The organism is Catenibacterium sp. AM22-6LB (assembly GCF_003435615.1).
Lineage (GTDB): Bacteria > Bacillota_I > Bacilli_A > Erysipelotrichales > Coprobacillaceae > Catenibacterium > Catenibacterium mitsuoka_A.
In genome coordinates, this window is record NZ_QTUM01000009.1 from 1 (window position 1) to 26,931 (window position 26,931).

Here is a 26,931-nt window from a genome sequence, read left to right on the forward strand (position 1 = left end):
TAGAAAATGTCATGCCCCTGTTGACATGACATATAAGCGACTGCCTGTCGCACAAAAAAGAAGCAGTTTATTCTGCTTCTGTAATATGCGAATGAATCCAGGAAGAGAATGTTTCTAAGCCTTCCTTGATTACTTTTGAATCTGAAGTAAAACCAAAGCGTAAATGGTATTCCTTATTAAATGCCATACCTGGCACAAAGAATGCACCAGTGTCATTCTGTAATTTCTCACATAATTCTTTTGAGGGCATATCAAATAAATAATGTAAGAAACATACAGTACCATCTTCTGGTATGACACATTCGACTAAGTCTTCTTTTTCAAGCCATTCTTTTAATATTTTCTTATTTTCAAGAATGATATGTCTACTTCTATCAAGTATTAGATCTTTATGTTGTAATACAACTGTAGCCAAATAATCATTCCATGGACCAGTAGAAATAATTGTATAATCTCTTCTAAAATTGATTTCATCAATAAGTTGTTTAGGTCCCTTGATCCATCCCAATCTAAGTCCTGCAAAGGAATAGACTTTAGATAAAGAGGCTGTCGCAATACCTAATTCATACATATCAGAAATACTATCACATAGAGTATTATTCATACCACGATAGATTTCATCAACAAGAATATAAATAGAATGACTTCTAGCAAGTTCAATCAATTCTTCCATTAAAGATTGTTTAATAACAGTACCTGTCGGATTATTAGGACTATTTAATATAAACATCTTTGTTTCAGGCTTAATAAGCTTCTTAAAATCATCTATGACAGGCTCCCAGTTATTGTCTTCATTAAGTTCTACTAGATCATACTCGCATCCAATTGATGCAGGATAAGAATAGAACTGTTCATAGGAAGGTGTTAATGCAATGATATGGTCTCCTTTATTTAACAAAGTATCCATTACATGTTCATTGGCATTTATTGCCCCATGAGCGATAGCAATATTATCTCTTGTACCTGTCTTATATAAAGAAAGAATGGCATCTTTTAAACAATCAGAGCCTGTAATTGGTCCATAATCCATACGCATATGCATAAGATCACTCATAAGATCTTTATGAATCAATGACTCTAATTCATGAATAGACATATCAGATACACATGTATCAGCTAAATTGTATTGACAATTTTGTTCATGGTTCGTCATCCATGTTTCTACATCAAATTCCTTTAAATACACGTCTTCTTTCTCCTTTTAATAACTAATGCATAACTTTAGATAAGAAATCTTTCGCTCTATCACTTTCTGGATGAGAGAAGAAAGTTTCTGAATCATTTTCTTCTACAATCTTTCCGTTTTCTAAGAAAATCACACGATCTGCAACAGTTCTAGCAAATCCCATTTCATGAGTTACAACCATCATTGTCATACCCTGTTTTGCAAGATCCTGCATTACTTCTAATACTTCAATAACCATTTCTGGGTCTAATGCACTTGTAGGTTCATCAAATAGCATAACTTCTGGATTTAAACAAAGAGATCTAGCAATTGCGACTCTCTGTTTCTGACCACCAGATAACTTATTAGGATAAGTATCCTTCTTATCTTCAAGACCTACTTTCTGTAAGTACTTGATAGCCACTGCATTGGCTTCTTCTTCTGTCATACCCATGACCTTAAGAGGTGCAAGTGTTAAGTTTTCTAATACAGTCATATTAGGGAATAAGTTAAAGTGCTGGAATACAAATCCCATTTTACTTCTTAACTTGTTATATTCAGGTGTACCTTCCTTTAAAAGTGCACCATCAATATAAATAGAACCTGCTTCAGGCTTTTCTAAGTGATCAATACATCTAAGTACTGTACTTTTACCACTACCTGAAGGTCCAATAAGGCAGACAATTTCACCCTTCTTTAAAGTAAGAGATACATCATCTACAGCCTTTAATTTACCAAATTTTTTTGTAATGTGATCCACCTGGATCATGATATCGTTAGTCACTGACAGCTAATCTCCCTTCTACATATCTTGCGATGGCTGAAATACAAAGTGTCATTACTAAATAAATAGCACCTGTTGCAGTTAAAGGTACAAGATAGTTAAATGTATTGGCACCAATAACACTTGCAGTGGCAAGTAATTCTACTGCACCAATTGTGAAAATAAGTGATGAGTCTTTAATTAATGTAATAAATTCACTAATTAGAGGTGGAATGATACGTTTAAATGCCTGTGGTAAAATAACATAACGCATAGTCTGAACATAGTTTAAACCAATTGTTTCACATGCTTCCCATTGACCTTTATCAACACCTAAAATACCAGATCTAATTAATTCTACCTGATAAGCACCACTATTTAAGCTCATAGCAATTAAACCACATACATATGGATCAGCCTGGAATCTTTGTCCTGTAATAGACTGAACAACAGTAGGTACTGCCAAGTACAAGAACATGATCTGTAATAGCATTGGTGTGCCACGGAAGATTTCTACATAAACATTTCCAATTGCTCTTAATACAAAATGTTTTGAAAGTTTTAAAGCCGCACCAATAATTCCAAGAATAACACCGAAGAATAAAGCCCCTATTGCAAGTAATAGAGAGTACTTTGCACCAGTGAAAATCATGAATTGAATATTAGACGGCGTAAGAATATCCATAATTGTTTTCATTCGCATTGACTCCTTAACAATAAAAAATTAAGTGCAGACAGAACATATCTGCACTTATGTGATTAATAAATTAGCAACCCCATTTAGTTTTTAATTCGTTGTATTTATCAGATTTAACAAATTCATCAACTGCTTTGTTAACGTCTTTCATTAACTTGTCGTTACCCTTTTTAGTGATGATCATGTTTTCTTCTTTGATTAATGGTTCATCAATCATCTTTAAGCCAGCATTCTTAGCATAGTTTTCAGCAACTGCACCATCAAGAACAACTGAATCTAATCCACCAGATTTTAAAGTTTCTACTAAGATTTTAGCATCTTTTACAGTAGTAACTTGAGCACCTTTAATATCTTTTGCAGCATCTACACCAGTAGCACCTAACTGAGCACCAATCTTTTTACCTTCAAGATCAGATACTTTTGAGAAAGTAGAATCACCTTTTACTAAAGCAATCTGTTCAGAAGTGTTATATGCATGAGACCAAAGAATGTTTTTCCAATCTTTATGATAAGTGAAACCAGAAATACCTAAATCAACCTGATCAGAAGTGAGTGAAGATGAAATAGCATCAAAGCTTAAAGCTTTAAATTTGTAAGAATAGTTACCACCATTCTTGTTCATGATCTTAACTAATTCCTTAGTCATATCAATATCGAATCCAACCATTTCTTTCTTATTGTTGTAAGATTCATATGGTGGATAGTCTGGAGATACCCCAATTAATAATTCAGTTTTACCGTTAGATGATGATCCACAACCAGTCATTCCAACAGCAAGTAACATAACTAATACTACGCTTAATAATTTTTTCATAAATATGCCCTTCCTTTTTTTAATTTAAGAAAACAAAAACGCCTCTTGCTTTCGCAAGAGACGTCAATTAACGCGGTACCACTCTTCTTGATTTATTCCTAAATCCTCTCTTATCCTTAAGGCGGAATACCGATAATCCTATGTATTCAGATTATCCTCTCAAAAGTGCGGTTCATCTAACTTTCCATACTGACCTCTCACCTACGCCAGCTCGCTTAGATTTCTAGTTAAACTACTCTCTTTGTCATTGAGTTTTCTTATGTATGTGTCTTATTATAGTCAGACGATTTTAATTGTCAACAATAAAAATGATATTTTTCATATTTTTATATAAAAACAACATTTTCTATATATATTTATGTTAATCGCAAACTTTAAATGATTTATTTCACAAATGAGTGTATTTTATGAAAAACCTTATACATAAAATCAATTGGTTTTTCATATTGAGATAAGATAGCCTGGATGTTTTCTAAGTCTTCATCCTTCTCTTTTAATGCTTCAATCCATTTTAATGATGCATCATGGAACTGATCAATCATTGTATAAGCATAAATCAATTTATAAGAAACATATATTAATAATCCGCTCGCACATAAACAAAGAGCAGATAAGAATAATTTCATAAAAATCCCTCTTTTCTGCTCTCATTATATCAAATTGAATTGTTATTTAGAAGCCTCAATCATAAGCTTTGTGATCTTATTAGAGAATTCTACAGGATCATCAATAGAGAATCCAGCAATTAATAGTGCCTGATCAAATAGAATAGATGCATATTCATCAATCTTTACAGGTTCTTTTTCATATACAGACTGTAATGATTTAAATAAATCGTGATCTGGGTTGATTTCAAGAATTCTTCCTGCTTTCACACCCTGTGCATCTGGCATCTGGTTTAATACCTTTTCCATTTCAAATGATACACCATCACCACTTGCAAGACATACTGGGTGAGATTTTAAACGATGAGATAACTTAACATCCTGTACCTTATCACCTAAAGCCTTCTTAACGATTTCAAGTAATGGTTTATTGTCTTCAGTCTTCTGTTCAAGTTCTTTCTTTTCATCTTCTGTTTCTAAGTCCAAATCACCCTGAGTGACATTCTTGAATGTCTTAGAATCATAATCTCTCATCATCTGTAAGCAGAATTCATCTACATTATCAGTCATATATAACACATCATAGCCTTTAGACTTAACAGATTCTACCTGTGGTAATAAATCACATTTTTCTACTGTTTCACCAGAAGCAAAATAGATTTCCTTCTGATCTTCAGGCATAGCTTCTACATATTCCTTTAATGTAATAAGTTCTTTCTTATCAGAAGAATAGAACATAAGTAAGTTCTGAAGCTTATCCTTCAACATACCATAGCTGTTATAGATACCAAACTTCAACTGCATACCAAAGTTCTTGAAGAAAGTCAAATATTCATCACGATCATCCTTCAACATATTTTCAAGTTCAGTCTGGATACGTTTTTCAATCTTATTAGCCATGACTTTCATCTTTCTGTCATGCTGTAACATTTCACGAGAGATGTTTAAGTTTAAATCCTGTGAATCAACTAAACCTTTCACAAATCTGAAGTGTTCTGGCACTAAATCTTCTGCATGATCCATGATGAAGACACCGCGTGAATAAAGCTGTAAGCCTTTCTTATAGTCTTGTGAATAGTAGTTCATAGGTGTTTTAGAAGGAATAAATAATAATGAAGTATAAGAGACAGCACCTTCTACAGTATTATGCATCACTCTTTGAGGGGCTTCAAAATCATTGAATTTTGCCTTATAGAATTCATCATATTCTTCTTTAGTGATATCTTTCTTCTGACGTTTCCATAAAGGAACCTGTGAGTTTAAAGTCTTGTTTTCTACAACATCTTCATATTCATCGCTGTCTTCTTTCTTTCTAGAAGTAGTGACATCCATCTTGATTGGGTAATGAACATAGTCTGAATATTTCTTAACAAGTCTTTCGATTTCATACTGATCAAGATATTTACTGTAATCTTCTTCCTCAGTATCTTTCTTTAAATGAAGTACAATAGTTGTACCATGTGTTGCTTTTTCAGCTTCTTCAATAGTATAACCATCACTTGTATCACTCTTCCATAAGTAACCCTTATCTTCTCCATATTTCTTAGAATAAACATCTACTTCATCAGCCACCATGAAGGCACTATAGAAACCTACACCGAACTGACCAATGATATCTACATCACTGACACCTTTTTCTAAGGCATTCTTGAATTCAAAAGAGCCAGAATTTGCGATAGTACCTAAATGTTCTTCTAGTTCTTCTTTATTCATACCAATCCCTTCATCTGCAATTGTAAGGGTTCTGTTTTCCTTATCAGCAATTAGGTTGATAGCCATATCCTCTCTTGAGAAACCAGAAATATTTTCTTGTAATGCTTTATAATAAAGCTTATCACTTGCATCACTGGCATTCGAAATCAATTCTCTTAAGAAGATTTCCTTATGAGTATAAATAGAATTAATCATTAAATCGAGGAGTCTTTTAGACTCTGCTTTAAATTCTTTCTTATCTGACATTTTTTTACGCTCCTTTAGCACTCTAGTATTTTAAATGCTAATGACAGTATACACACCTTTATTAGCATTGTCAATATTTGAGTGCTAAACAATCAAAAAGACTGAAATGAATCAGTCTTAATCCTTCAGTATACTTATATGATAAATATCTTCGATGAGAATGGCTGTTTTATCTAGTAGTATCACTCTTTTATTGATTTCATCAATATCTTTAAACTGACCTCTTACTGTTACGTAAGACCCACCCTCTTTATACTCATCTTCTAGAAAGTAATCTATCGTGATAAAAGGATGTTCTTTTTTATTAATAAGTAGATTGTTAAGTACTCTATTTAATACTTGTCTTTTATCTTCATCTAATATACGTTTTTGAGTCGTAAGTCTTCCTGCTTCACTTATTTTATCTACATGTGTCTTAAGAGCTGCAAAGGGTGCAAACTGAGCCGCTCTATTATTCATGGACATTCTTGGATGATTTATTGAAGTAGGATGTTTCATATTGATTATATCGTCATAATTCATGCATTATGCCCTCCTATCATTTTATTTCTATCTCTAGTTGTGGCCCCTTCCTGAAGATCAGCGCCTTTAAGTAAGGCATTCTTACCATATTTCTTCTTAATATCAAGTGTGACACTCTGCAATTTCTTTTCTTTAGATAAATCCACTTCTATCTTTTCTTCATCAAATAAAGAAAGCTGTTTATAGGTCATAGGAATATCATCATCACTTCTTATCTGTGTTGCAGTTAACTGAATTCTTCTTATTGTAAGTGCATGATTTATATGTGAGTGATAGAAACGTAATAAGGCATCGCACATGAGCTTATAAGAAGATGTATATCTATCTAAATTAATTGTTCCATGGAGATGCTTTGGAAGCTTTCTGCCATAACGATCTTCCATGATTTCTCCACGATATTCCTTCATATTCTCAATATCATAGCCAATTGTAAGGACAAGCTTATTAGTCACTAGATGCTTTTCAAAGAGATCCATGCTTAAGGATTCTATCATTTCCTTTAAAATGATTTCAGTTTTCTTATAATCATAAGCACATGATAATACCTGACCTGTTCCAATACTTTTAGAAGGTGCCTTGTAGGCCTTAATGGCAGGCATGGTACAAGGTTCCCAACCCCAGGCATGATCAATAAACAGTTCTGCATTGACTCCAAATAGATTGTATAGTTTTTCTTCATCTTCTAATGAGCATCTTGCGATATCACCCATTGTATATAACCCGATATTATTGAGTTTCTTAGAGATACCTTTACCGACTCTCCAGAAGTCGGTCAAAGGTGTATGAGACCATAATAGTTTTCTATAGGCATACGTGTTTAAGTACGCAATACGGGCCCCTTTTTCGTCTGGTTCTTTATGTTTAGCGACAATATCCATAGCCACCTTTGCAAGATAGAGATTCGTTCCTATTCCTGCAGTCACAGTAATACCCACTTCTTTATATATATCATGAATTATATTTTGAACAAGATGAAAGGCATCTAACTCATATGTATCAAGATAATGTGTTGCATCGATAAAGACTTCATCAATAGAATAGACATGAATATCATCAGGAGAAAAGTACTTTAAATATATAGAATAAATGCGTGTCGAATATTCAAGATAGAGAGACATACGAGGTTTCGCAATAATATAATCTATAGCTTTATGTTTATTCTTATTAAGATTTGATGCAAGAAAAGAACTTCCCTCAAGTGGTTCTCTTTGATGATTGAGTTCTTTTAGTTTAGAAATCACTTCAAATAATCTTGCACGTCCAGGAAGACCATAGGCTTTTAAACTCGGAGAGACGGCAAGACATATTGTTTTTTCTGTACGTGAGGCATCTGCAACAACAAGATTGGTGTCTAGTGGATCGAGTCCTCTTTCTAAACATTCTACAGATGCATAAAATGATTTAATATCTATTGCAAGATATGTGGGAACATGTGCCATGATTTCACCTCCTTGAGAAGTGTATTATAACACAAAAAGACAGGCATAGCCTGTCTCAAGCATCTTATAAAGCGTTTGCTGCAAGATAACCAGATTCAATAGCTGAATTGATGTCTGCCACCTTATTTGCATCACCAACAACCTGAACATGGATATTCTTTTCTTCTAATGCAGTCATGTCAAATGCGTTAGATCGTGCACCTACTGCAAATACTACATAATCACATGGAAGTGATACTTTACCTTCTGCAGTTTCTGCTTCTACTGTAGTTGCAGTAATTTCTGTTACCTTAGTATTAGTAAACTGTTTAACACCATGCTTTTCAAAATCAGCCATCATTTCTGGACGGATTGTAGTTGATTCTTCTTTCGCAATAGTATCCATCATTTCTACGATACTTACATCATTACCTCTAAGTGCAAGGTATTCAGCTGCTTCAGCACCTACAAGTCCACCACCGATAACAACGATTCTTCCTGCTGGGAACTGTTCATTAGAAAGTACTTTCCAAGCATCCTGTACATGAGGCATATCCTTACCAGGGATATTTAAGATGAAGTTAAAAGCACCAGTTGCAACAATGACTTCATCAGGCTGATCAGCTAAAATATCTTCGCTAGTAACAGCTTTACCTAAACGTAAATCAACGCCTAATACTTTGACTTCATTTGCGAGATAATGAATAGCACGATTCATTTCTTCTTTTCTAGGTGGTACAGAAGCAATATTTAACTGTCCACCTACTTGAGTATCCTTGTCATAAACAATAACGTCATGACCCTTCATTGCAGCGACTCTTGCAGCTTCTAAGCCTGCAGGTCCTGCACCAACAATAACAACCTTCTTCTTATCATCTGCAGGAGTAATAGTTCTTTCATATTCATAACCATTTTCTGCATTAAGAACACAGCTTAAGAACTTTCTGTTTTGGATAGAGTCTGTACATCCCTTATTACACATCATACATAAACGAATTCTGCATGGCTGTCCATCTTCAATCTTTTTAACATAATCAGGATCAGCTAACAATGAACGTCCATAACCAACAATATCACATACACCGTTCTCAATTAATGCTTCACCATTTTGTGGAGTAACGATACGTCCTACTGCAGATACTGGAATACTTACAGCATCTTTAACTCTCTTAGTATATGACTGCATGAAACAATATGGCTGAGTACCCATTGCCGGAATAGTATCATTCAAGTTACCTGTATGGTTAGCCTGTCCAACATGGATCATATTAACGCCTGCTTCTTCAAGCTTTTTAGCAAATTCAACAGCTTCATCAATCTTTAATCCACCTTTACCTCTTAATGGGTTATCAGTGATGATTGGAAGTTTATAGTCAATACAGATATGAGGGGCATGTTCTTTAATGCTTTCTACTACCTGTAATGCAAAACGTGTTCTATTTTCGAAGCTTCCTCCATATTCATCTGTACGATGATTTAATACTGTAGAACATAAAGCACCTACTAAACGGTCTCCATGAACTTCTACTACATCTACCCCTGCTTCATAAGCACGTCTTACGCATTCACCCATCTTTTTAAGAATTGTATTTAATGCTTCTGGAGTTACTTCATCAGTGAAATGAAGCATATCATGATGTAATTTAGCACGAGCTGCCTGCATATCACCCTTCTTAAACATTTCAGCTAAAGCCTGAACATCATATTCAGGATGGAAAATCTGAATACCTAATTTACAATCAAACTCATGTAATGCATCAGCTAATTCTTTATAAGCTGGAATCTGTTCATCCTTGAATAATTTTGGTGTTGGAGAAACAGTATTTACTGGTGCGACGTCTCCAAGTACGATATAAGATACACCACCTTCTGCAATACGTTTATAGAAGTTGAAGCTCTGTTTAGAAATTGAACCGTCACGTTCTTCATAGCCAGTTGTCATTGGTGGGAACATGATACGATTTTTCAATGTGATTGGACCTACTTTAATTGGTTCTAATAGTTTCATATTATCAATCTCCTTACAATACATTTTAACCATCACTATTATAGCGCTTCCATTTTGCAAATGATAGTAATTATACGCAATTTATAGGTCACATTTTGTCATCAATAAAGTAAATTATATGTTTTTTAAGACAAAAAAGTACGTACAGAAAAATACGTACTTAATTCTTTAATATTGTTTCATGAAGACAACCTGTGATGATTGTTCTTCAAATCCATTTTTCTGGTAGAAGTAATACGCAGGAAACTCTCTTTCCGTAATCAACATAATACGGTCTATTCCTCTTTTTTTCGTATAATCTACAACTAAGTCCATAAATTGAGTTCCAAGTCCTTTAGATTGTTCATCCGTCATGATTCCAAATTCATCAATCCAGAATTCTCTGCCATTATACCAATGTTTAATACGACCTAAGGCTATTCCAATAAGCTGATCTCCATCATATAAACCAATAGATAGAGATAAGCGATTCCCTATTAAATCATGCATATAAATAGATAGATCCTCTTCATTCCATTCATCATTCCATGGTTCCCTGGAGAATATTTCATTAAATAATTGCGATATTTCTTTGACATGTGCCAAACATATTTCTCTAACTTCCATATAGTCTCCTATTCTAATTCTTCAGGAAGAATTGAGTATACAACATCATCTACAACTCCCTGATTATTTTTTGCAGATTTTCTAAGGATTCCCTCATATTTCATACCTGCTTTTTGCATCACTCGACCTGAATGAGGATTATTTTTATCATGTCTTGCACGTACTAAATCATAACCTTCCTTAAATAAGTAAGAAATAACTTCTTTAAGTGCTTCTGCAACATATCCATGACCCCAATAAGCCTGCCCAATACAATAGCCAATTTCTGCTGTGTTTGTTTTATGATCAATATTTGTAACAGAAATATTTCCAATGAGTGTACTCTTATCCTTTACGACAATGCCCCAGTTATAAGAATCACCCTTTTCATAAGACTGAATCCAGGAAGAAAGTAACTGCTTTGTGTCTTCTATACTTTGATGAGGTGGCCAAGTCAAATAACGAGTGACCTTTTCATCATTAGCCCAATGATGATACATATCATCAGCGTCTTCTATTTTAAACTCTCTTAATATCAAACGTTCAGTTTCTAAACAAGCAGTGCCATGACGCACTGTTGTTTGACACAGATATTGGTTCTTTAATTCCTTCAACAAGTCCATATGAGGCTGAGTTAAATGTTTTAACTGTAAGTCTTGAGATGTCCATTCTTCCTTTAAAAAAAGAACAGTATCATCTTTAGGTGTATAAGAATACTTGAGACATCCTTCATCAGATAAAGATAATTCCTGAATATGATTCTCTTTGATTGCTTTATAAAAAGCATCTCTGTCTTCTTTGGTTAAAAACTTATATGTAACATAAATCTTCATTATAAATCCTCCAATAATTGTAGCGCATAAGCCTTAAATTCTGCTTCTATCTCACGATAATAGTGTTCCTTTAAATCAGGAACACTTATAAGTGTGACAGTTGGTCTATCTTCTTCTAAAGGCATCATTTCCTTTAATTCTGCTTCTAATAATAAATGATCCATCTCTTTCCAAATATTTCTTTCTTCGTTATTTAATTTTATATGAAACGCATAAAATATAGTTTCTAAGAGATGATTTTCTATCATCTGATACTCTTTCATCTGTTTCTTAATAGGAGTGATCAAATCACTCATATACGCTTCACTTGCATCATGAAATAAGCACGATAATACAACATCTTTACTATATCCTCTTCTTTGTGCTTCTTTTGCGCAATTAAGAGAATGCTGGGCCACAGAGTAGAAATATTTAATATGACCATTCCCTCGACATATAAGACTTAATGCATGAGCAATATCCTCTAAGTGAATATCATCTTCCTTAATATGTAATGGATCTATTCTGTGACCACTAAAAACATTCATCAATAACATAATCTTCTTAAACTGCCTTCCTCAAATGTATAATCAGGTGTTTCAAATGGATATTTGATTTCATCTTCATAATACCAGGGATCATCATGTAATGGATTTTTTAATAGATGAAATTCCTGTGCAGGCATATAGCCTTGTGCGAGTAAGAAAGCCTTCTTTCCTTCTTTATTTGTACAAACATCTACAATCATCACGACATGTCCTGGTGAACCACCTTTTAAGAAAACATCTCCTACTCTTATTTCATTTAGTTTGATAGGTGTTGATTCACTCACCATACTTGCACTTCCTGAATAAGCAAAGACAATACGCAAGTATTTTTTAAAGCATTCATAAGAATCGTCATAGGATGCACTCTTTACATAAGATGCATGATCATTCTTAATGACGACACGATACCCTTCTCTCCATTTAATATAAGATAATAAGAATCCATCACTTAAATGAAATTGAATCTTATCATATTGTTTTGTATGCCAGTAATATTCTGCATAAACTCTCATGACGGAGTCGGCACATTGTTGGAGGTTTTCATTTTCTATCGGTAACTTAAATACCGCAATTTGAGCACTTTGATCCCACTTCTTTTTCCCATTATATAAAAGAATAGGACTACCGTTTTCCTTTAATGGATAAGTCTGTAAGAAATGTGCAAAATCACTTTGTTCTCGTGTATATCCTTTGGGTGTGGGAATACGTGTTTCCAAGGTTGTTCCTTTAGTATTGATAAAGTTTTTATTTGTAGTTGAAGATGGTGTACAAGCTGTTAAAAATACACTTAGAAGCAGTAATATTATTTTCTTCATAATTCACCTCAGATAATAAATAAAGCAGCACAGCATACTAATACAAAGCCACTGAATATGAGACAATTAGTAAAACGTATAGGAAATAAGTCTTCTTCTATAATAAATGTATCACAAGATGTAGGATCATAGTCTATTGTGACGTTCTTATTGTTTTTAAAATATTTCATCTGGAAGTATGTGATAGAAGGCTTTCTTTCAATAAACTTCCCTTCTGCATAGTATTGAATAGTCATCCTGTATAAATTTAATTCTTCTTGTTTTATATCTATAATTTTTCCTGATGTCTGTAAAGAACAGTGGGTCGCTTTAAGTCGATATTGAAAACGACTCACAAAACCTTTGACCATGATGACAACACCTAAAATACATATAAGTACAAGTAATAGTTTTTCCATAATGTCACCTAAAAAAATAATGACCTATAAGGCCATTAGATACGATAGTTACGAAATAAGTTCTCTTTTTTCACAAAGATATCTTTAAAGAATATAAGTGCCCATAGTCCTATTGCAGCATAAGCAAAGTACTGACTAACATAATATGATAGTATTGTACCTATACTTAATATGATAAACCATTTCTTGAATGCACTTCTTTGAGCACGGCTGATTCTTTTCTTATCATAATAATGGCTTTCTTCACGAGGTACATTCTTAAATGCACTAATACGATAAACACCTAATCCTTTAAGACATGTACAAATTATATAATAAAACAAGAATGTTAATGCGAGAATTGCACAGCATATACATCCTGTATTAATCATAAACACGACAAACAGCTCCCTTCAACCCTTAATGCTATTCTATCATACTTTGATAAGGGATTTAAAGAGACGATACCATTTATAACCGATATAATTGATTACTTCACGTTTAAGGAACTTAAACTTAGTATCTCTTGTGCGATATCTAGAAGATTGCGTTGGTGATGTATAGGCAGTAATGCCTGCATCCTTTGCCTGAAGCATGGCCCTTTTCATATGTAATGGATCACTGACTATTAATGCAGTCTTATAATGCTCAACATCCATAATCTTTTTCGCATTAATGAGATTCTCTAAAGTGACTGTTGACTGGTCTTCTGTAAGGATATCATCTTCTGGTACACCTTGACTGATTGCATAAAGCTTTGCATTATAGGCATCACTAACAGGATTTCCTTTTCCATATCCTCCTGTTGTGATGATTTTCTTAACTAGATGTTTGTTGTATAAAACAACTGCATGATTAATTCTTTCTTGATAAACAGGTGAAGCATGACCATTGTATGTAGATGCACCTAAAACAATCGCAACATCTGCAGTTCTTGCTTCATCTTTAAAACTATATATATAAATACTTACTGCATTAGAAAATACATAAACAATAACTAACGCAATAAGTATAATTAATTTCTTTAAGAGTTTCATGGTAATACTTAATAATTCCTCCACAAAAAACATCTTAAACTATTTCCCATATTTTTCAATCCTATGTATCAAATTACATCAATTTTACATATTTTTTTTGAATTGATTCAGTAAAATGTATACAGACAATAAAATAAAACATGTACCAATCATAATCAAATACATCATACTCGTTGTAATTGTATGTCCCATAAGTGTAAATGATGTATCAAAACTTTGATGAATTTCATTCATGATTGTAGAAGGAACCTTTGTATTGAGTTTAATAAATAGACTATTTAATAAATGCTTACGAATAAGTGCTGTTCCATAAGTTCCTGGTAAGAACTTAATAATAACACGTACTGCAGGTGTAAATTGAGATATAGGCATATAAGCGCCACATAAAAAACCATATCCTGCACTTACTACACTACTAACAGCTGAAATCTGACCTTGTGTTGTGAGGAAATAATTAATAATAGATGATAAAGAAGCACCAAACAAAGTAAGCAAAAAGATATCTAGCAAACAATATAATATATCTTTTACTGGTAAGACAAAGTGACTTGTACCTAATACAATAAAGCATGCAAGTAACGCAGTGATATTAATAATCATAGTGATAAGTAAAGTAGAAATAAAATAACTAAGAGCTAATGTTGTTTTACTGACAGGTGCTATAAGTAAGTCCTTTATTTTATGATCTGCTTTATCTTGTACCATAATCATATTTGAACAGAATGATACTGTGACACAACTCACCGCAAGTAATGAAGAAAAGAGATAACCATTCACAAAAGCATCAATAGTCTTTTGTGATACAGAATAATACTTAACTATACTATCTAGTGAATCATGATAAACAGTTCCTAGAAAAGTCATATACAAGACAATTAAGACTATTGGTGTAATCAAAGCTGTTAAGAAACGTCCTTTATCCTTAAAAAATAATACTGTATGTCTTAATGTGAGATGATAAAGTTGTTTCATGATTGTTCACCTCCTGGGAGTTTATTTCCTGTTACATTTAAGAAGACATCATCCATTCTTCCTTTTACGAGTTCAAAGTCATTAAATAATTCTGGTTTTTGAAGAATCATTTCTTTCACAACACCCGGATGATTGACACGGATTGTATAATGATCCTTATTATATGTATATGGACGTCCTAAAGACTCGATATCCTCTTCTTTTACATGATAGATATTTAAATAATCATAAGCATATTTCTGTTTTAATTCATGTGGTGTTCCTGAAGCTATTTGATGGCCATGATCAATAATAACAACTTGATCTGCTTCAGCTGCTTCTTCCATATAATGAGTCGTAAGAAATACAGTCATATGTTTTTCTTTTCTTAAATTATCAATAACTTTCCATAATGTTTTTCTTGTTTGAGGATCTAAACCAGTTGTTGGTTCATCTAAGATAAGAAGTTCTGGTCCATGAATAAGAGCACGAGCTATATCTATACGTCTTCTTTGTCCTCCTGATAGCTTATTTAAAGGTTTCTTTAAAAAGTCTTTGAAATCTAATAATATAGAGAGTTCTTCTAGTTTCTTCTTAAAAGAATTCCCTGTAATACCATACAAAGCAGCGCGATACTTTAGATTATCATAAACTGTAAGTACATCATCTAATGCAGAAGTTTGATAAACTACACCTATAGTAGTTCTGACTTCATCCATATGTGTTTTAATATCTTTGCCTTCAATGTATATTTCTCCTGCATCACTTGTAAGCTCACCACATATCATAGAAATAGTAGTACTCTTACCAGCACCATTAATACCTAAAAAAGAGAAGAAAGTCCCCTTTTCTACACTAAAGCTTAAGTCATCTACTGCTTTAATATCACCAAAGCTTTTAGTAAGATGTTTAATTTCAATACTGTTCATACGTTCACCCTTTTCTACTCTTAAGAGCTTTATTGATTTCATTTGCAAGATGGCAATCATTCAAATAATTAAATAGTCTGACTAAAATATCTACTACAAGTATCGTGAAAAAGAAAAGTAATCCTCCTAAGACATCCTCATACATACCAATTTGATATCCAGCAATTAAAAGAATGGTTTCTAAGAGTATTGTATGAAGAATAGTCTTCACTAATACATTTTGAGACTTAGAATAATAGATAGTCGTAGGAAGGCAGGCAAGAAAAGAAAAGACTGCCACCTCTCCTAAATAAGATACAGATAGCATTTTTATTTGAGGCTGATCTATATGACAAAACAAAATTGTCGCAAACATTGATAATGTATAAATCACAAAATATTGAATAGTTATTGTATGTATCATTTCATTTTTATCCATTTTTCTTCTCCTTATAATCCAATCATGTGTTTAAGTACACGTACATATTGTCTAGATACTATGAGTTTCTCTTTGTTTTTTAGTACAACTTCAAATCTTCCTGATAAGGAAGGTTTGATAGAATCAATCTTATCTGCATTAATAATAAGTGACTTAGAAGCACGAAAGAATGATGTACCTTCTGTTTCTTTTTCAAATTCATAAAGTTTCATTTTAGATTCATATATTTCTTTCTCACAGTACACAAAAGAATTTTGATCTACAATTTCAAAATAATAGATACTATTTATATTTAAAGGATAAGCAGTTCCCCTTTTATATCCTATGATTTTCTTCTCATTTTCTATATAAGAGACTATATTTTGTATTTCATCTGTCATCTTATGACATCTGATTATTGTTTCTTCAACTTTTTCTTCTGGTATCAATTCAATTTTGTCTTCATATTTTTCTCCCTTACAAAAATGATACCATAATATAATACATGTGAATATCACATCCAATTAAGTTGTAGAAATCGTATTGTAAGATGAAAAAAAAAGAGCTGTAACGCTCAAGGTAGTAGTAAATACTATCTATTCGTTACAGCTCCTTAGCGGGGACTGTCAACATTCTGTCCTTGACTTTTGAACCAGTTTAAAAGCTCCTTTCATTTTTTATTTTATTGGTGCTTTATCCATTTCATATCCATATATTTTATAATCTTGACTATATAGATATGCTAAAGAAAAATAATCTCCTGTAGGTAAAAATTCACTTCTATCAATACTATGTTGTGTCAACAATTTAGATTCATTTGTATTGTTAGTATTGGAAGTTATAATTGCAGTATGGTCTATATCTCCATCTTTGGTAAAATCTACTGAAATTACATCTCCTGCTGTAAGTAAATCCGATGTTTTTGCTATACCAGCTCTGGATTTCCAATGCTGATAAAAATTATTAGCCCCACCCCATGTATGTGATGGCTTTCCATTATCATAATACCAATTTTTAGATTGTCTATGCGGTAAAAACAATCCTGATTTTCTATATTTAAAACCACCATAACTTAAACATTGTGAAACAAAATTCGTACAGTCGCTCCAACCTCTTCTTATTGCAGACTGTCCCTCTGCATTTTCATCTAAATCATTGTAATCATTAGAATTAGTGTCTTGCTTATAATAATTAGCATAATATGGAAAATCTGTATTATTTGTTCTATTCCACCATTGCTTTGCATATTGAATAGCTTTATTAGAATCGTACCCATTTGATTTTCTATTATCACTAGGAGTTATTTTGTTAGATAATTCAGTTGAACTCTTACTTATTGGTAATAACAATTCAAGTTCTTCAGAATTAAATTCTTTTTCTTTTAAACAAGAAATGATTTTTTTATTAGACTCTGCATTTTCATAAATATCTATAAATTCTGCAAATTCCGCTAGTTTATCATTAAATTCCTTATTAGTAGAAGTTGGTATAGCATAACCTTTAACATATTGTTGAAATTCATAGTTATCTAAATTTGGTACAATACCTAATACACTAGCTTTTCCTGCTATGTAGTCATATGCTTCTTTATATTTAATAAGAGCTTCTTCTTTAGTGATTGTTGTTTCAGGTAACAAATTGATTTCCATTCCTTGATATGTAAATTCATTGAATAATCTATATTCATTATTATAGAACATAGAATTCTCTATACATTCTTGTAAATCACTTGGATTTTGACTACTTGCATAAACAGGACTACCTAATGTAGTAACGATAGTTGTGATCAATAAAACTGAAAATATTTTTTTCATAAGCATTACTCCTAATTTCTATTTTTATTTAAACTTATGACTTTATTACATTCACTAACAAGCCTATCATCATGTGTAGCCAAAATAACGATTGCCCCATTTGAAGCACATTCTTTTAATAAGTTAATCACGATTTGTCTATTTTCAGAATCAAGAGAAGCAGTAGGCTCATCAGCATAGATAATAGAAGCATTTTTTAATATTGCCCTTGCTATACCTATGCGTTGCTTTTCTCCACCAGAGAGTACAATTGCTAGTTCAGAATCTCTACCATTTAAACCAACTTTATCTAATATATTTTTCACTGCTTTACTTTTAGCTTTCGACTTATCTAATGTAATATTATATGCTACAGTTTCATCTTCGATAATTCCATAATCTTGATAAATAAATGTCGCATATTTATGCCAAAATTTCATTTTATCCTTATCGTTCCACTTTGAAGTATCTTTACCATTTATCAAAATAGAACCACTTTCTATTGGCTGTATTAAACCTAAACAATTTAATAACGTCGTTTTTCCACATCCAGAAGAACCTGTGAGAGCTACCATATCTCCACTATTCATTGTGTATGTGATATTCGAGAAAATGCGTTTCCCTTTGATTACAACGCTTATACTATTTATTTTAATTTCCATTTTTACACCCCATTTTTTACTCATTTCTTGTTGCTACTTTGTAAAATGTTTGTCTAGTACATATATGATAAGCAACAAAATTACTCAAGCAATATAAAATCAAAATAATAACGCTTACTAATAAAACTGTAATAATTTCTGGTCGTCTTATAACAAAAGAAATTACTGCTCCAATAATTACCGTGATAATCGCAATAAATGATTCATGCACAAAGGTTTGCATTATTATTTCTTTGTATGATTTTCCGAATGTATGTAACGTAAATATTCGTTTTCTGTTTTCGCTTACCCATAACTGTGCGGTAAGAATACCTGCAAAGATCATAGATACAAAAATTAGAACACAAGCTATCACATAGAACACAGCTTCTTTTGCAAATTTTTGAGCTTGTGATAAAGCAACATCAGCAATAGTATCTATCGAAACAACGTAATCTTTTACAGGTGTTTTTGCTAATTCAGCTCTCAATAAATTTTCATCTGGAAAAACAACATTACCACTTGAACAAGCAGGTAACATAAAACCTAGTGTGCTTAATGATTGTACTGGATTATCCACTAATATAACTAATGGATTTTTAGCTTGTATAGTGCTTCCACCATAGCCAACATTTGGCGGTAAAGCTAAAAATTTATCTCCGCTAAATTCATAGAAGTTAATTCCGCTAGGCTGGATTTCTTCTGTCTTAGTCCATAAAGGCATTTGAGCCCTTATAAAGTCCTGTAGTGGTTTATCTAATTTGTTCAATTCAATTTTATTTAATTCTCCACCACTTTTATTTTCTTCTATTCCAATATCAAAAGAATCAACCCATGATCTATCAGTAACTATTATGTGGTCATAACCACCGTATTCTTCATCACTTAATTGTATAGATTTATCAATAGATAAAGATAAGGATAAATTATCATTATCTGCCATATTTGCAAAAAAATCATCAACATATGGCAACATTTTATCTGTACTTAATGAATCTAAATCGCTGAAAGATATACTTACATCGTTTTGCATATTTTCCCATAAAGAATAATCATTGGATAACTGCTGTAAAATGTAAGCAGATGTTATGGTGCTTGGTACTATCAAAAGAGCTAATATTATTGATATAATTCTAGTGCCAATACTGAGCATCCTGAATTTTTTGAAAGGAATTTCTCTTTTCGCAAGATGTTCTGTTTTTGGTTTGACAATCATTGAAATACCGAAACTAATCAATGCTGAAATAACAACCAATACCAATAGTGTTATAATATCCTTAGATAACAATAATGTAATTTGTTTAAAATCATTAGTAATTCCAATGTATAACCAAGATACTATGAGTGAAATTAAATAACTGGATATAAACATTTTTGATAGTGTTAATGTATCTTCAATATGAATTTTTTTAATGTCTACTCCACCCAATAATCTTATACTTCTTCCTTTTGAGTGTGAAATAAACCATGTTAATAATACTGAAATGAATAATAATAATGCTGTTAAAATAACATTTCCAACACCATTGTGCACTAAATTGTAATACAAACTTTTTATAAACGGTGCTTTTCTCAACCATTGAATAGTAATTCCGTTATCATTAGCCCAGTTTTCTATATCTTGCTTAAAATTTTGATTTCCCTTTACTGCATAATTTCCATATAAAGGTCTATTACCAATATCTTTAGATGAAATTAATTTTCCCTCTAAACTTGAATCTAACCATTTAATATTATTATTATCAATAATAATGTCAGAACTTTTTGGTTTCTGATTTCCAAAGTAAATGATGTCTTTCTTATTTTTATATTCATCACTAGGAGTAACAACTTTTACTAGAGTAGCATTGTGCTTATTCGTGATATTATCTAACTCTGAAATAAGTTGTTCTTTCGTAGTACCAGTTTCAGCAATATTTAAAACAAGTTGTTCTGTTGTACCTAAAGGTAATTGCTGTTGGTCATTCATTAAATTCTGAAAGATCATAATGAATGAAAATAAAGCTAAAATAAAACTAATCAATCTAATGCCATGTTTATTCATAAAAATATCAACTCCATTATCCTATTTAGTAAATAAAACAGGCTTCGATGACAAGCATCGAAGCCTAAAATCTAATTTGTCTTTTAGCTATCAAACAATAAATATGATGTTTACCTACAAACACGATAGAAATAGCGGTCTTTAGAATTAGATTGAATAGCCCATAATTCAGCGATAGATTTCTTACCTGATGCAGTATTTACTGAACGTGATGTCTTCCTATCCAACTTAACTGTTGAACCATGACATCTTTTAACTGTGTAGTAAGAACGAACTTTAGCATTCCAGAAACCATATTCCCATGTTCCACCTTCACTTGGATATTGGCGCTTTGGTCCATATGCCAACCAACAAGTTTCAACTCCTTCTGGATTACCACCAATCATACCTTCAGTCCATGTGCCATTTTTGTCCTCGTAAGTTGTTTTTACAATTCCATTTTGTGCGTCCTTGTCGCCTGCATCATTCGTTGCTGCCATTACTGGCGTAGCTAACATCATTGAAGCTGCCATGCTCACAGCTGCCAGTGTAGTGAATAAAAACTTTTTGTTCAACATAACCATTCCTCCTTTAGCTTGGCTACTTTGTTCTATATTTTTATAGTAGTCCTAAACTACTGGATTGTCAATATGTTATAATACTTTATTTATATATCTGATTACAATGTGATAACGCCTTATCTTACAACGCTTTATTTATATGAATAATGCACAAGTGCTAGTTAAAAGTTCTACAATCTTAAAGTAATTATAACTATCTATCAAAACATAAAATCAAATAGAAAAATGTTTTTGAATACCCACAAACCACAGGTTAGTGAAAAATAAATATCATAAGCACCGCTTAAACGGCCTTCATGAAGCTGAACCAGACACATAGATTTTCCATCTGTTCTAGAATTAGATCAGAAGTCAGATGGAAGCATAATCACATGTCAAACAAAGTATTAAAGCTAAGGAAAGCTTCTCTATATAAGTTCACTCAGAACTATTTTAATAAAATCAATAACTGTATTGAATTCTTCAAATCCATGAAATGGCCTGATGGGTTCTCATGTGATCGTTGCGGATGCCATAAGTATTACCTAGTCAAACGTGTAGGAAAGACCAAGACTTCATATGTTCTTGAATGCAGGTCGTGCAAGTGAGCAGCAACCTGTTTTGGGTATTCTATCTACAGATAAAGAGAATAACTATCCCCCGGTTTATTAAGTTAAGACTCATCAATGATTATACTGGTCTGTCACTTAAGAAAAATAATAGAAAAGTGCTGTGTATTATCACATGATGCATTACTTAATACTGATGGTGAGAAAGGCTTTAATACACCAAATGAAGAAATACAGGTAAAGAATGAGAAGATTAGCTATGAATAAAAGAATCATAGACTACTCTGGTTAAACATAATAATCGGTAATATTAAGAATAATATCACTGGGATATATCATGGAATAACCAAAAGAGAGATGCCTTTATTCCTGAATGAACAGGAGTATAGATTTAACCATAGAAAGATAGGAAAGACTGTCATGGATAAAATCAAGGAATACCTACAGAGATCATTTCCTATCAGTCATAGACAGATAGTCTATATCCTGAGTGTTTTTGCTTCGGATTCATCTCTTAAATCGCCACCTGTTGATTATGGGTATTCAAAAAGCATTCTAATCAACATTCTCAAAATAATAAATACTATTTATATTTAAAGGATAAGCAGTTCCCCTTTTATATCCTATGATTTTCTTCTCATTTTCTATATAAGAGACTATATTTTGTATTTCATCTGTCATCTTATGACATCTGATTATTGTTTCTTCAACTTTTTCTTCTGATATCAATTCAATTTTTGTCTTCATAGTCTTCCTCCGTCAAAGAAATAATAACATAATAGATTATATTTAAACATCTTATCCTATTAAGTTGTAGAAATCGTATTGTAAGATGAAAAAAAACTAGGCGTTAACCTAGTTGATTTCAATGGAGCCACATGCCGGAGTTGAACCGGCGTCCTCTGCATGGCAAGCAGACATAATAGCCATTATACGAATGCGGCATATAAAATTTTAAATGGAGCCACATGCCGGAGTCGAACCGGCGTCCTCTGCATGGCAAGCAGATATAATAGCCATTATACGAATGCGGCATATGAAGTTTTAAAAATTGGAGCCACATGCCGGAGTTGAACCGGCGTCCTCTGCATGGCAAGCAGATATAATAGCCATTATACGAATGCGGCATATGAAGTTTTAAAAATTGGAGCCACATGCCGGAGTTGAACCGGCGTCCTCTGCATGGCAAGCAGATATAATAGCCATTATACGAATGCGGCCTCACTAACACTCGAGGAGTGCTTATTTATAATACCAAATAATAATATATGTGTCAATAAGATTTGTAAAAAAAATGAAGGATCAGTGACGATCCTTCTTGTTCTTATCATATATAATCTTTAGACCTTTAAACGTAAGTTCCTGATCATAAATATCAATTAATTCAGTTTCTTTCGCAATAAGCTTGCCTAAACCACCAGTAGATACTACTTTTAGATTCTGTCCATATTCTTCTTTAATCTTCTTGATAATATATTCAGTCTTACCAATATAACCATAAACAACCCCAGCCTGCATTGCAGTAACTGTGTTTTTCGCAATAATATGCTGCGGTTTGACTAATTCAATTTCTGGAAGCTGAGCTGCCATAGAAGAAAGAACACCGGCTTCTATACCAATGCCTGGTGCAATTACACCACCAATGAAAACACCTTTCTCTGTAATAACATCATAGGTAGTCGCTGTACCAAAATCAATAACTAAGCATGGACCACCATAAGTATAATAAGCCCCTGCTGCATCTACCAAACGGTCTGAACCAAGAGTAGATGTATGATCAATTTGAATATTGATGCCTGTTTTCACACCTGGGCCAACAAATAGTGGTCTAATATGAAAGTATTTAATAATGGAACTTGAGAAAGAATAGTTAATCTTTGGTACAACAGAACTAATAATAACATCTTTCACATCTTCAACATTCAAGTGAGATGCTTGAAGGTATGAATGAAGCATTAAGCCATATTCATCTGATGTACGTTCCATACGTGTTGTCATACGAAAACGACCTACTAAATGATTTTCTTTGTAAACACCAATAGTAATATTTGTATTACCGATATCTATAACCAATAGCATTCTTATTTCTTAGCTCCTATTTTCATACATTCTTTTAAAAGAATATAGCTTAGATCTGATTTCGACATCTTATCGATATCCTTCATAGAATCCTGAGTAATAATAGTAACAACATTTGTATCACCCTGAAATCCTGCACCTTCTGTTTTAAGATGGTTCGCAATAATCAGATCACATTGTTTTTTATTTAATTTCTTTGATGCATTTTCAATTAAATCTTGTGTTTCCATCGCAAATCCACATATCACTTGATGTTCAACTTGATGATGCCCTATATAATCAAGGATATCTGGATTCTTTTTTAGTTTAAGAATAAGTTCATTGTCATTTTTCTTAATCTTTTCTGTAGATGTTTCTACAGGTGTATAGTCAGCTACTGCAGCTGACATAATAATATAGTCATAATGTGTATGATGTCTTTTTACACATTCAAATAAATCCTGGGCACTTGTAATAGATTGATTGATGATATAAGGCACTGGCTTTAATGATGTAGGTCCATGAATTAATCGTACCTTGGCGCCAAGTATAAATGCTGCACGGGCAATTGAGTATCCCATTTTACCTGATGAATGGTTTGTAAGAAAACGTACAGGATCTAAAGATTCTTGAGTTGGTCCTGCAGTGACTAATACCTTTTTACCTTGTAATGGATGATCGCTAAGTGCATATTCCATCATTAAATGAAGGTGATCATAGTCTGCAAGTTTACCTTTACCTGTATCACCGCAGGCAAGAAGTCCTACAGCTGGTTCTACAAATAAGACACCATCATCCTTTAGAGTCTGGATATTACGCTGAGTGGCTTTATTTTCATACATATGTACATTCATTGCAGGTGCAATGAGTTTAGGACATGTGGCTGCTAGAAAAGCAGCTGTTAACATATTGTCCGCAATACCATTTGCACATTTCGCAATTGTAGTTGCACTTGCTGGTACAATCATAAATAGATCAGCATCCTTGACAATGTCTACATGTGTAATACATCCAGGATCATCATCAAAGACATCAATATATGTTTTCTTCTTTGTGAGAGCAGAAATAGAAGTTGGTGTGACAAACTTAGCTGCACTTGGAGTGAGCATGACTTCAATTTCATATTTTTCTTTCACTAGATCACTAATGAACTGTACAGTCTTAAATGCCGCAATAGAACCAGTAATCCCTATAATCAATTTTTTCATCTATTAATACCCTCTTTTCATTTATAAATTATCCACGCTTCATTAAAGCGAAGAGAGGTTTTGTGACAATCACCACAATCACTACACCTACAAAAGCTTCAAGTAGGCTCTGTGTGCTTGATACAGCTAAGAAGTAACTTCCAAGTTTACTTGCATCCTGTCCAATCGCTTTTGCATAAGATGTACCAAATAATGCCCAGATACCACCTAATACAAGTACAGTATTAGTTAAAGCACCTAAGAATGCAGCCACTGCAGTCGCAATAGTCTGCTGTTTATCCTTAAGTAATTGATAAATAGAACCTGATACAAACCCAATCATTACTCTTGGGACAATCGCAATAACTGCACTGAGTACTGATCCACTAATAAATGGTGAGAAGACGAAAGATGTAACAGTTGGTTGCATTGTGTTCATTAATAATGAAGATAAACCAAATACAAGACCAATAAGACATCCCTGCTTAGTACCTAATACAATAGCCGCAATAATAACTGGAACATGAAGCAATGTTGCTCTTAAAGGTCCAATAGGGATAAATCCTAAAAATGGTACCATGACCATAACTGCTTCAATCGCAATAAATAATGCAAGTAAAGTAAGATTCTTTGTTTTTTTGTTATTCATTTGTTTCCTCCACTGTCATTTGCATACGCAATATGACGTAAATAGAATTTTGCCAGCAGAATATTAAGTTAGCTCCTAAAAAGGTAGCCACAGGGCATATCCTACACAGCAAAACCATTATATACTCATTTTTTGGAAATGAAAAGCATTACATTTTCCTACACTAGATGTCATTTACTGGAGAACGAGCCGGATGTCTTGCATCCTTTGTTTTATCATAACTGACTTTTTTCTCTAAGTTTCTATTATAATCACGTTGGAATATACATGAGAAAATAAGATTTAAAATATAGTCCATAGAAAGATTTGAAGCAAAAGGTGCTATTTTAGTAAAGATTTTCTCTCTTGAACCAACCCTTAATATCACATTACCATAATGTGATAGCTGATTATCTCCTAGAGAAGTGATTACAATCATCTTTGTCCCCTTCTCTTTTAATGTCTGGGCAATACGGATGATTTCAGCTGTTTCTCCTGAATAAGAGAGAATCATTGCAAGATGTGATGAAGAAGAGTTATAAGCTAAAAAAATCTGTTCTCCTTCTAGTGTACGAATATTTACGTTACGTCCAATACGTGTCATCTTATGCTGGAAGCTTAATGCTTCTAACATGGAGTTACCATTTCCATATATATCTATAGAATCATATTGATTCATAAGTTCTATTGCATGTCGTAAATCATCAAAATCTATTAATTTAATTGTATCTTCTATCACTTCCCTACTCATTGTACCTAACTTATAAGCAATCTGAGGATAGTTGTCTTCGGGACCAAAAGGAAAGTTAACATCGATTCTTTTAGTTTTAGTAAGTGTATATTGTAGTTCTGCTGAATACTTTATTTTAAAGTCATTGTAGCCTTCTAGACCTAGTTTACGGCATAGTCTCACTATTGTGGCAGGAGATGTATATGTTCTTTTTGCAAGTTCCTTAATAGATAGATTCAATACATCTTCACCATGATTTAATATGTAATGGGCAATTTCCACTTCAGCATGTGTGAAATCTAATGCGAATTCTAATTGTGTCATTATACTCATTGTTTAT

31 protein-coding genes, 4 tRNA genes and 1 other annotated feature are annotated in these 26,931 nt (G+C 32.8%); of the genes, 2 read left to right on the forward strand and 33 right to left on the reverse strand.

Features of this window, described 5'->3' with window-relative positions; genetic code table 11:
- Nucleotides 1-67 precede the first annotated feature (67 nt).
- From DW269_RS03435 to DW269_RS12715, 24 genes are all read right to left on the reverse strand, one after another.
- Nucleotides 68-1,186 (reverse strand): aminotransferase class I/II-fold pyridoxal phosphate-dependent enzyme, encoded by a 1,119-nt coding sequence (locus tag DW269_RS03435; RefSeq protein WP_117458570.1) that lies wholly within the window; start codon nucleotides 1,184-1,186, stop codon nucleotides 68-70.
- Nucleotides 1,187-1,208: 22 nt separating this feature from the next.
- Nucleotides 1,209-1,934 carry an amino acid ABC transporter ATP-binding protein gene (locus DW269_RS03440; RefSeq protein ID WP_117458609.1) on the reverse strand — a complete coding sequence of 242 codons (726 nt, stop codon included), beginning with the start codon at nucleotides 1,932-1,934 and terminating at the stop codon, nucleotides 1,209-1,211.
- 7 nt (nucleotides 1,935-1,941) lie between these two features.
- Nucleotides 1,942-2,625, reverse strand: a complete 684-nt coding sequence (locus DW269_RS03445; protein ID WP_040389868.1) for an amino acid ABC transporter permease — start codon at nucleotides 2,623-2,625, stop codon at nucleotides 1,942-1,944.
- 70 nt (nucleotides 2,626-2,695) lie between these two features.
- Nucleotides 2,696-3,439, reverse strand: a complete 744-nt coding sequence (locus DW269_RS03450) for a transporter substrate-binding domain-containing protein (RefSeq protein ID WP_117458571.1) — start codon at nucleotides 3,437-3,439, stop codon at nucleotides 2,696-2,698.
- A 53-nt stretch (nucleotides 3,440-3,492) separates the two neighbouring features.
- Nucleotides 3,493-3,696: a binding site (T-box leader), on the reverse strand.
- Between the two features lie 126 nt (nucleotides 3,697-3,822).
- Nucleotides 3,823-4,065, reverse strand: coding sequence for a hypothetical protein (locus DW269_RS03455; RefSeq protein WP_117458572.1), 243 nt, complete (start codon nucleotides 4,063-4,065; stop codon nucleotides 3,823-3,825).
- A 42-nt stretch (nucleotides 4,066-4,107) separates the two neighbouring features.
- Nucleotides 4,108-6,003 (reverse strand): molecular chaperone HtpG, encoded by a 1,896-nt coding sequence (gene htpG, locus DW269_RS03460; RefSeq protein ID WP_117458573.1) that lies wholly within the window; start codon nucleotides 6,001-6,003, stop codon nucleotides 4,108-4,110.
- Between the two features lie 117 nt (nucleotides 6,004-6,120).
- Nucleotides 6,121-6,525, reverse strand: coding sequence for a hypothetical protein (locus DW269_RS03465; RefSeq protein WP_117458574.1), 405 nt, complete (start codon nucleotides 6,523-6,525; stop codon nucleotides 6,121-6,123).
- A complete protein-coding gene (locus DW269_RS03470; RefSeq protein WP_117458575.1) occupies nucleotides 6,522-7,964 on the reverse strand; it encodes a DNA methylase in 1,443 nt (480 codons plus the stop codon). The genes DW269_RS03465 and DW269_RS03470 overlap by 4 nt, the downstream gene beginning before the upstream one ends.
- A gap of 64 nt (nucleotides 7,965-8,028) precedes the next feature.
- The gene (bilR, locus tag DW269_RS03475; protein ID WP_117458576.1) at nucleotides 8,029-9,951 is read right to left on the reverse strand and encodes a bilirubin reductase, long form; all 1,923 of its coding nucleotides are present in this window, start codon (nucleotides 9,949-9,951) and stop codon (nucleotides 8,029-8,031) included.
- A 168-nt stretch (nucleotides 9,952-10,119) separates the two neighbouring features.
- Complete coding sequence (locus tag DW269_RS03480; RefSeq protein ID WP_117458577.1) at nucleotides 10,120-10,557, reverse strand: GNAT family N-acetyltransferase; 438 nt, start codon at nucleotides 10,555-10,557, stop codon at nucleotides 10,120-10,122.
- 8 nt (nucleotides 10,558-10,565) lie between these two features.
- Nucleotides 10,566-11,369: a GNAT family N-acetyltransferase gene (locus DW269_RS03485; RefSeq protein ID WP_117458578.1), complete on the reverse strand. Its 804-nt coding sequence runs from the start codon at nucleotides 11,367-11,369 to the stop codon at nucleotides 10,566-10,568.
- On the reverse strand, nucleotides 11,369-11,896 hold the full coding sequence (locus DW269_RS03490; protein WP_233502458.1) for an HD domain-containing protein: 528 nt from the start codon (nucleotides 11,894-11,896) through the stop codon (nucleotides 11,369-11,371). The genes DW269_RS03485 and DW269_RS03490 overlap by 1 nt, the downstream gene beginning before the upstream one ends.
- The gene (locus DW269_RS03495) at nucleotides 11,896-12,711 is read right to left on the reverse strand and encodes a DUF4846 domain-containing protein (RefSeq protein ID WP_117458580.1); all 816 of its coding nucleotides are present in this window, start codon (nucleotides 12,709-12,711) and stop codon (nucleotides 11,896-11,898) included. Before DW269_RS03495 ends, DW269_RS03490 begins: the two co-directional genes overlap by 1 nt.
- 8 nt (nucleotides 12,712-12,719) lie before the next feature.
- Nucleotides 12,720-13,109: a hypothetical protein gene (locus DW269_RS03500; protein WP_117458581.1), complete on the reverse strand. Its 390-nt coding sequence runs from the start codon at nucleotides 13,107-13,109 to the stop codon at nucleotides 12,720-12,722.
- Between the two features lie 35 nt (nucleotides 13,110-13,144).
- Complete coding sequence (locus DW269_RS03505) at nucleotides 13,145-13,480, reverse strand: DUF3784 domain-containing protein (protein ID WP_147321678.1); 336 nt, start codon at nucleotides 13,478-13,480, stop codon at nucleotides 13,145-13,147.
- A 42-nt stretch (nucleotides 13,481-13,522) separates the two neighbouring features.
- The gene (locus tag DW269_RS03510) at nucleotides 13,523-14,149 is read right to left on the reverse strand and encodes a YdcF family protein (RefSeq protein WP_233502457.1); all 627 of its coding nucleotides are present in this window, start codon (nucleotides 14,147-14,149) and stop codon (nucleotides 13,523-13,525) included.
- 60 nt (nucleotides 14,150-14,209) lie between these two features.
- Nucleotides 14,210-15,097: an ABC transporter permease gene (locus DW269_RS03515; RefSeq protein WP_117458584.1), complete on the reverse strand. Its 888-nt coding sequence runs from the start codon at nucleotides 15,095-15,097 to the stop codon at nucleotides 14,210-14,212.
- Entirely contained in the window at nucleotides 15,094-16,005 is a 912-nt protein-coding gene (locus DW269_RS03520) for an ABC transporter ATP-binding protein (RefSeq protein ID WP_117458585.1), read from the reverse strand. The genes DW269_RS03515 and DW269_RS03520 overlap by 4 nt, the downstream gene beginning before the upstream one ends.
- A 4-nt stretch (nucleotides 16,006-16,009) precedes the next feature.
- Nucleotides 16,010-16,423, reverse strand: coding sequence for a DUF3021 family protein (locus DW269_RS03525; RefSeq protein WP_117458586.1), 414 nt, complete (start codon nucleotides 16,421-16,423; stop codon nucleotides 16,010-16,012).
- 11 nt (nucleotides 16,424-16,434) lie between these two features.
- Nucleotides 16,435-16,851, reverse strand: a complete 417-nt coding sequence (locus DW269_RS03530) for a LytTR family DNA-binding domain-containing protein (protein WP_233502455.1) — start codon at nucleotides 16,849-16,851, stop codon at nucleotides 16,435-16,437.
- 228 nt (nucleotides 16,852-17,079) lie between these two features.
- A complete protein-coding gene (locus tag DW269_RS03535; protein WP_158546298.1) occupies nucleotides 17,080-18,216 on the reverse strand; it encodes an amidase domain-containing protein in 1,137 nt (378 codons plus the stop codon).
- A gap of 11 nt (nucleotides 18,217-18,227) precedes the next feature.
- On the reverse strand, nucleotides 18,228-18,857 hold the full coding sequence (locus tag DW269_RS03540; RefSeq protein WP_117458611.1) for an ABC transporter ATP-binding protein: 630 nt from the start codon (nucleotides 18,855-18,857) through the stop codon (nucleotides 18,228-18,230).
- Nucleotides 18,858-18,873: 16 nt separating this feature from the next.
- Nucleotides 18,874-20,880 carry a DUF6619 domain-containing protein gene (locus DW269_RS03545; RefSeq protein ID WP_117458588.1) on the reverse strand — a complete coding sequence of 669 codons (2,007 nt, stop codon included), beginning with the start codon at nucleotides 20,878-20,880 and terminating at the stop codon, nucleotides 18,874-18,876.
- A gap of 110 nt (nucleotides 20,881-20,990) precedes the next feature.
- Nucleotides 20,991-21,437, reverse strand: coding sequence for a lactococcin 972 family bacteriocin (locus tag DW269_RS12715; RefSeq protein ID WP_199409998.1), 447 nt, complete (start codon nucleotides 21,435-21,437; stop codon nucleotides 20,991-20,993).
- Between the two features lie 374 nt (nucleotides 21,438-21,811).
- Between DW269_RS12715 and DW269_RS13180 the strand changes: the two genes are divergently transcribed.
- Complete coding sequence (locus tag DW269_RS13180) at nucleotides 21,812-22,027, forward strand: transposase (RefSeq protein WP_158546299.1); 216 nt, start codon at nucleotides 21,812-21,814, stop codon at nucleotides 22,025-22,027.
- A 78-nt stretch (nucleotides 22,028-22,105) separates the two neighbouring features.
- On the forward strand, nucleotides 22,106-22,255 hold the full coding sequence (locus tag DW269_RS12570; protein ID WP_158546300.1) for a hypothetical protein: 150 nt from the start codon (nucleotides 22,106-22,108) through the stop codon (nucleotides 22,253-22,255).
- A 288-nt stretch (nucleotides 22,256-22,543) separates the two neighbouring features.
- Here DW269_RS12570 and DW269_RS03560 read toward each other — a convergent pair whose 3' ends face one another.
- The 9 genes from DW269_RS03560 to DW269_RS03600 all read right to left on the reverse strand — a co-directional run bounded on the left by DW269_RS03560 (nucleotide 22,544) and on the right by DW269_RS03600 (nucleotide 26,924).
- Complete coding sequence (locus tag DW269_RS03560; RefSeq protein WP_199409996.1) at nucleotides 22,544-22,735, reverse strand: hypothetical protein; 192 nt, start codon at nucleotides 22,733-22,735, stop codon at nucleotides 22,544-22,546.
- Between the two features lie 122 nt (nucleotides 22,736-22,857).
- Nucleotides 22,858-22,932: transfer RNA gene (locus DW269_RS03565), tRNA-Gly, on the reverse strand.
- 15 nt (nucleotides 22,933-22,947) lie between these two features.
- Nucleotides 22,948-23,022: transfer RNA gene (locus DW269_RS03570), tRNA-Gly, on the reverse strand.
- Nucleotides 23,023-23,040: 18 nt separating this feature from the next.
- Nucleotides 23,041-23,115 (reverse strand) — tRNA-Gly (locus DW269_RS03575).
- An 18-nt stretch (nucleotides 23,116-23,133) separates the two neighbouring features.
- A tRNA-Gly gene (locus tag DW269_RS03580) sits at nucleotides 23,134-23,208 on the reverse strand.
- 82 nt (nucleotides 23,209-23,290) lie between these two features.
- Nucleotides 23,291-24,067 (reverse strand): type III pantothenate kinase, encoded by a 777-nt coding sequence (locus DW269_RS03585; protein ID WP_117458590.1) that lies wholly within the window; start codon nucleotides 24,065-24,067, stop codon nucleotides 23,291-23,293.
- Between the two features lie 2 nt (nucleotides 24,068-24,069).
- Nucleotides 24,070-25,254: a bifunctional phosphopantothenoylcysteine decarboxylase/phosphopantothenate--cysteine ligase CoaBC gene (coaBC, locus tag DW269_RS03590; protein ID WP_117458591.1), complete on the reverse strand. Its 1,185-nt coding sequence runs from the start codon at nucleotides 25,252-25,254 to the stop codon at nucleotides 24,070-24,072.
- 28 nt (nucleotides 25,255-25,282) lie between these two features.
- Nucleotides 25,283-25,882, reverse strand: coding sequence for an ECF transporter S component (locus DW269_RS03595; RefSeq protein WP_022425282.1), 600 nt, complete (start codon nucleotides 25,880-25,882; stop codon nucleotides 25,283-25,285).
- A 163-nt stretch (nucleotides 25,883-26,045) separates the two neighbouring features.
- Nucleotides 26,046-26,924 carry a MurR/RpiR family transcriptional regulator gene (locus DW269_RS03600; protein ID WP_117458592.1) on the reverse strand — a complete coding sequence of 293 codons (879 nt, stop codon included), beginning with the start codon at nucleotides 26,922-26,924 and terminating at the stop codon, nucleotides 26,046-26,048.
- Between the last annotated feature and the right edge of the window lie 7 nt (nucleotides 26,925-26,931).

Excerpts from the sequence above, each read along its gene's own strand:
- DW269_RS03495 (WP_117458580.1), bottom strand. The coding sequence starts at position 12,711 with ATGAAGAAAATAATATTACTGCTTCTAAGTGTATTTTTAACAGCTTGT.
- DW269_RS03465 (WP_117458574.1), bottom strand. The coding sequence starts at position 6,525 with ATGAATTATGACGATATAATCAATATGAAACATCCTACTTCAATAAAT.
- coaBC (WP_117458591.1), bottom strand. The coding sequence starts at position 25,254 with ATGAAAAAATTGATTATAGGGATTACTGGTTCTATTGCGGCATTTAAG.
- DW269_RS12570 (WP_158546300.1), top strand. The coding sequence starts at position 22,106 with ATGATTATACTGGTCTGTCACTTAAGAAAAATAATAGAAAAGTGCTGT.
- DW269_RS03450 (WP_117458571.1), bottom strand. The coding sequence starts at position 3,439 with ATGAAAAAATTATTAAGCGTAGTATTAGTTATGTTACTTGCTGTTGGA.
- DW269_RS03515 (WP_117458584.1), bottom strand. The coding sequence starts at position 15,097 with ATGAAACAACTTTATCATCTCACATTAAGACATACAGTATTATTTTTT.
- DW269_RS13180 (WP_158546299.1), top strand. The coding sequence starts at position 21,812 with ATGTCAAACAAAGTATTAAAGCTAAGGAAAGCTTCTCTATATAAGTTC.
- DW269_RS03500 (WP_117458581.1), bottom strand. The coding sequence starts at position 13,109 with ATGGAAAAACTATTACTTGTACTTATATGTATTTTAGGTGTTGTCATC.
- DW269_RS03560 (WP_199409996.1), bottom strand. The coding sequence starts at position 22,735 with ATGAAGACAAAAATTGAATTGATATCAGAAGAAAAAGTTGAAGAAACA.
- DW269_RS03485 (WP_117458578.1), bottom strand. The coding sequence starts at position 11,369 with ATGAAGATTTATGTTACATATAAGTTTTTAACCAAAGAAGACAGAGAT.
- DW269_RS03480 (WP_117458577.1), bottom strand. The coding sequence starts at position 10,557 with ATGGAAGTTAGAGAAATATGTTTGGCACATGTCAAAGAAATATCGCAA.
- DW269_RS03505 (WP_147321678.1), bottom strand. The coding sequence starts at position 13,480 with ATGATTAATACAGGATGTATATGCTGTGCAATTCTCGCATTAACATTC.
- DW269_RS03595 (WP_022425282.1), bottom strand. The coding sequence starts at position 25,882 with ATGAATAACAAAAAAACAAAGAATCTTACTTTACTTGCATTATTTATT.
- DW269_RS03525 (WP_117458586.1), bottom strand. The coding sequence starts at position 16,423 with ATGGATAAAAATGAAATGATACATACAATAACTATTCAATATTTTGTG.
- DW269_RS03545 (WP_117458588.1), bottom strand. The coding sequence starts at position 20,880 with ATGAATAAACATGGCATTAGATTGATTAGTTTTATTTTAGCTTTATTT.
- DW269_RS03445 (WP_040389868.1), bottom strand. The coding sequence starts at position 2,625 with ATGAAAACAATTATGGATATTCTTACGCCGTCTAATATTCAATTCATG.
- DW269_RS03585 (WP_117458590.1), bottom strand. The coding sequence starts at position 24,067 with ATGCTATTGGTTATAGATATCGGTAATACAAATATTACTATTGGTGTT.
- DW269_RS03540 (WP_117458611.1), bottom strand. The coding sequence starts at position 18,857 with ATGGAAATTAAAATAAATAGTATAAGCGTTGTAATCAAAGGGAAACGC.
- DW269_RS03535 (WP_158546298.1), bottom strand. The coding sequence starts at position 18,216 with ATGAAAAAAATATTTTCAGTTTTATTGATCACAACTATCGTTACTACA.
- DW269_RS03470 (WP_117458575.1), bottom strand. The coding sequence starts at position 7,964 with ATGGCACATGTTCCCACATATCTTGCAATAGATATTAAATCATTTTAT.
- htpG (WP_117458573.1), bottom strand. The coding sequence starts at position 6,003 with ATGTCAGATAAGAAAGAATTTAAAGCAGAGTCTAAAAGACTCCTCGAT.
- DW269_RS03440 (WP_117458609.1), bottom strand. The coding sequence starts at position 1,934 with ATGATCCAGGTGGATCACATTACAAAAAAATTTGGTAAATTAAAGGCT.
- DW269_RS03490 (WP_233502458.1), bottom strand. The coding sequence starts at position 11,896 with ATGAATGTTTTTAGTGGTCACAGAATAGATCCATTACATATTAAGGAA.
- bilR (WP_117458576.1), bottom strand. The coding sequence starts at position 9,951 with ATGAAACTATTAGAACCAATTAAAGTAGGTCCAATCACATTGAAAAAT.
- DW269_RS03455 (WP_117458572.1), bottom strand. The coding sequence starts at position 4,065 with ATGAAATTATTCTTATCTGCTCTTTGTTTATGTGCGAGCGGATTATTA.
- DW269_RS03520 (WP_117458585.1), bottom strand. The coding sequence starts at position 16,005 with ATGAACAGTATTGAAATTAAACATCTTACTAAAAGCTTTGGTGATATT.
- DW269_RS12715 (WP_199409998.1), bottom strand. The coding sequence starts at position 21,437 with ATGTTGAACAAAAAGTTTTTATTCACTACACTGGCAGCTGTGAGCATG.
- DW269_RS03600 (WP_117458592.1), bottom strand. The coding sequence starts at position 26,924 with ATGAGTATAATGACACAATTAGAATTCGCATTAGATTTCACACATGCT.